This window comes from Marinobacter sp. UBA2498 (assembly GCF_002341575.1).
Taxonomy (GTDB): Bacteria; Pseudomonadota; Gammaproteobacteria; order Pseudomonadales; family Oleiphilaceae; genus Marinobacter; species Marinobacter manganoxydans.
Genome location: NZ_DDOI01000029.1, coordinates 73,720 through 76,540 on the forward strand (window position 1 = coordinate 73,720; position 2,821 = coordinate 76,540).

Annotated in this window: 2 protein-coding genes; both read left to right on the forward strand. The window is 58.8% G+C overall.

What is annotated here, in order from left to right; all coding sequences use genetic code 11:
* Positions 1–269: 269 nt before the first annotated feature.
* Positions 270–1,493 carry an alpha/beta hydrolase gene (locus B2W52_RS02970; RefSeq protein ID WP_008172730.1) on the forward strand — a complete coding sequence of 408 codons (1,224 nt, stop codon included), beginning with the start codon at positions 270–272 and terminating at the stop codon, positions 1,491–1,493.
* Positions 1,494–1,526: 33 nt separating this feature from the next.
* Complete coding sequence (locus B2W52_RS02975) at positions 1,527–2,438, forward strand: LysR family transcriptional regulator (RefSeq protein ID WP_008172727.1); 912 nt, start codon at positions 1,527–1,529, stop codon at positions 2,436–2,438.
* Positions 2,439–2,821: the final 383 nt, after the last annotated feature.

Below are 2,821 nucleotides of genomic sequence, written 5' to 3' on the forward strand. Positions count from 1 at the left end.
AGAATTCCAGCTGTTTCTCCCGCCACAACGCGGCTACGCCCTCTGCCCTGTCACCAGCGTCTTCCGCCAGCAGGCGGGACATGCCCATGGGGTCAACCAGGGTTCCGTAAACGTCGAAAGCGAGGGTCATGGTCATCGGTGGGGCTCCTCATCCGGAAGGGGGTTCGGGGTCGTATACTGCAGTCACAGTATCGAGATTTGAACGATCACTCAACACAGTCAGCGATGACGACAGTAATGACCAAAGGAGCGAAACCCACACGCCGGCTATGACTATCCTCAGGACTTTGATTGTTTTACTGGTGCTGGCCGCCACTGCCGCCTGCGCCACCAGCACTCAACTCTACAGGCCCGGGCCATCAACCCTGGGCGCCGAACCGGTGACCGACTTCGACCGCTACCTGGAATCTGTCGAAGCCTATGTCGATACCAATCTGGTGCCGGTGGACGGGTTTGAGCGGGAACAGCAGGTGCAGTGGAACCTGCCGTACCGGCTGGCACCGGCGGCAGGTTGCAGCTCCGGGGATCGTGCCGGGATCCTATTGGTTCACGGTCTGAGCGATTCGCCCTTTGTGTTCCGGGATCTGGCCCGTTACCTGGCGGATCAGTGCGTTGAAGTCCGGACCCTGTTGCTGCAGGGGCACGGCACCCGGCCCGGGGATATGGTGACGGCCAGCGCCGACGTCTGGCGCGATCAGGTGCGCAATCACTTCATTGCCCTGTCGCAGGACGTGGATCGGGCGTTTATTGGCGGTTTTTCTCTGGGCGGGGCACTGGCCACAGATTACGCGCTTTCAGAGACCGGTCCTCGACCGGCGGGTCTGATTGCGGTTGCACCGGCCTGGCAGCTTAACGGTTTGCGGGACTACCTCTGGCTGGCGCCCATCGCCGACGTGTTTGCTGATTTTGTAGAGAAGGAGCCCGAACTTAATCCGGTGAAGTACGAGTCGTTTTCCTTCAACGCCGGCAGTCAGATCGGCGACGTTATATCGGCGGCGCAAAGCCGGATAATCCAGAAGGAAAGCCTCGATATGCCTTTGTTCCTGGCCGCCACGGAGGCCGACTCGGTGATCAATCTCGAGTATCTGGTCACGCAATTCCGGGAGCGGTTTAGCAATCCCGGGAATGCCATGATGATCTTTCGGGATACCCGTAAACCCTGGCCGGTCGCTCAGGCCGATGAGCGCATCCGTTTCCTGAGCAGTTATCTGCCTGATGCCAATATCCTGGAATTCTCTCATCAGTCCCTGCTGATTGCGCCAGACAACGAACTCTACGGCCTGGGCGCGCCACTGCAGCGATGCCTGGAACCGAATAACATCTCTCTGGAGGGTTGCCGGCAGTTGCCGGAGGAAGATCTCTGGTTCAGTGCCTGGCACGACACGGAGCGTCCGGTGTATACCAGCCGGCTGACTTACAACCCCTGGTTCGACGATCTGGCAGAGGCTGTTGGAACATTCATTCAGGCAAACGAATCAGGCGAGGCGCCGTAGCGCCACCGCAGGCATCGGGTTACACTGCCATTCATGAACCCGATTGATACATTCAACCTGGATTTCCGGGCCCTCAGCACCTTTCTGGCGGTGCTTGATGAAGGCAGCGTGTCCCGCGCGGCAGTCAGGCTGGGCGTTACCCAGTCTGCGGTGAGTCACACGCTGGAACGTCTGCGCCAGGCCCTGGGCGACCCCCTGTTCGTGAAGTCCGGGCGCGGCATTGTGCCAACCCGCTACGCACTTCAGGCCGGGCCCCATATCCGCCAGATTTTGGATGACCTGCAGTCGCTGTCCTCGGGCCCGCCGTTCAGTCCCGCCACGGCAGAGTTCACCTTCACGATTGCTGCCAATGACTACCAGCGGGACCTGCTTTTGCCGGGCCTGGTGCGAACGTTGCGGCAGGAAGCTCCGGGCATCAGCCTTCAGGTGATTCCATCTGGCATTCCTCGGGCAGACCTTTTGCGGAAGGATGTCTGTGATCTGGTGATTTCTCCCCACGCGCCGGAGGCGACGGACATTATGCAGCGGGGCCTGATGGCCGATCGCATGGTGGTGTTCTATGATCCTGAACACCGGAAACCGCCAGCGGATCTGCCGGAATACCTTAAGGCAGACCACATTGCCCTGTTGTTCGCCACCGGCGAAAAACCGACTGTGGAAACCGCCATGGACACCCGTGGTCTGGTTCGTCGCAATGTGGTGACGGTCTCCAACTTCTCCGGCCTACCGGAGTTCCTCCGCGGAACAGATATGCTTGCTACGGCCCCGGAGGGCATGAGCAAACACTTACTCCGCGACTTCGCCTGGGTGCCTCTGCCCTTTGATTTCAAACCCTTCACCCTGCTGATGTTGTGGCATCGCCGCAATCAGAACGATCCCGCCCACAAGTGGCTGCGCAATCAGGTGAATGCCGTTGCCGCTACCCTCAACGGTCTTAAAAGTTAATCAATTAGTTTTGCTCATAGGTTGTATGAGCTTTGCTGGCGTTATCTTCTTACCTCCTCTCACCTAGACTGCCATTACTCGGCGGTCGGCCAGGTTGGGAAAGGCTTTCCAAAACACGCTACGAGCACATCCATGTGCGCTTGTTTCGGGCCATCCATGGCCCTCTACAGTTTTGGAACAGCCACTGACACGCCCCGTTCGAACACTTTGCAATCCTCGTGTTGAATATTGCGTTCTTTGTTTCGGGTTTACTTCAACGGTTTTCCTCAAAGGTTCGGGCGGGTATCTGGCGGGGCTTTCCGAAAACGTGGAGCGCCAGGGATGGCGCGACCGAGCCCTACAGGGACGTATTCACGGGCGTTTTTTGGGAGGCTCTACCCACC

What these genes read in the sequence shown, in the direction of transcription:
- B2W52_RS02970 (WP_008172730.1), top strand. Translation starts at nt 270, where the DNA reads ATGACTATCCTCAGGACTTTGATTGTTTTACTGGTGCTGGCCGCCACT.
- B2W52_RS02975 (WP_008172727.1), top strand. Translation starts at nt 1,527, where the DNA reads ATGAACCCGATTGATACATTCAACCTGGATTTCCGGGCCCTCAGCACC.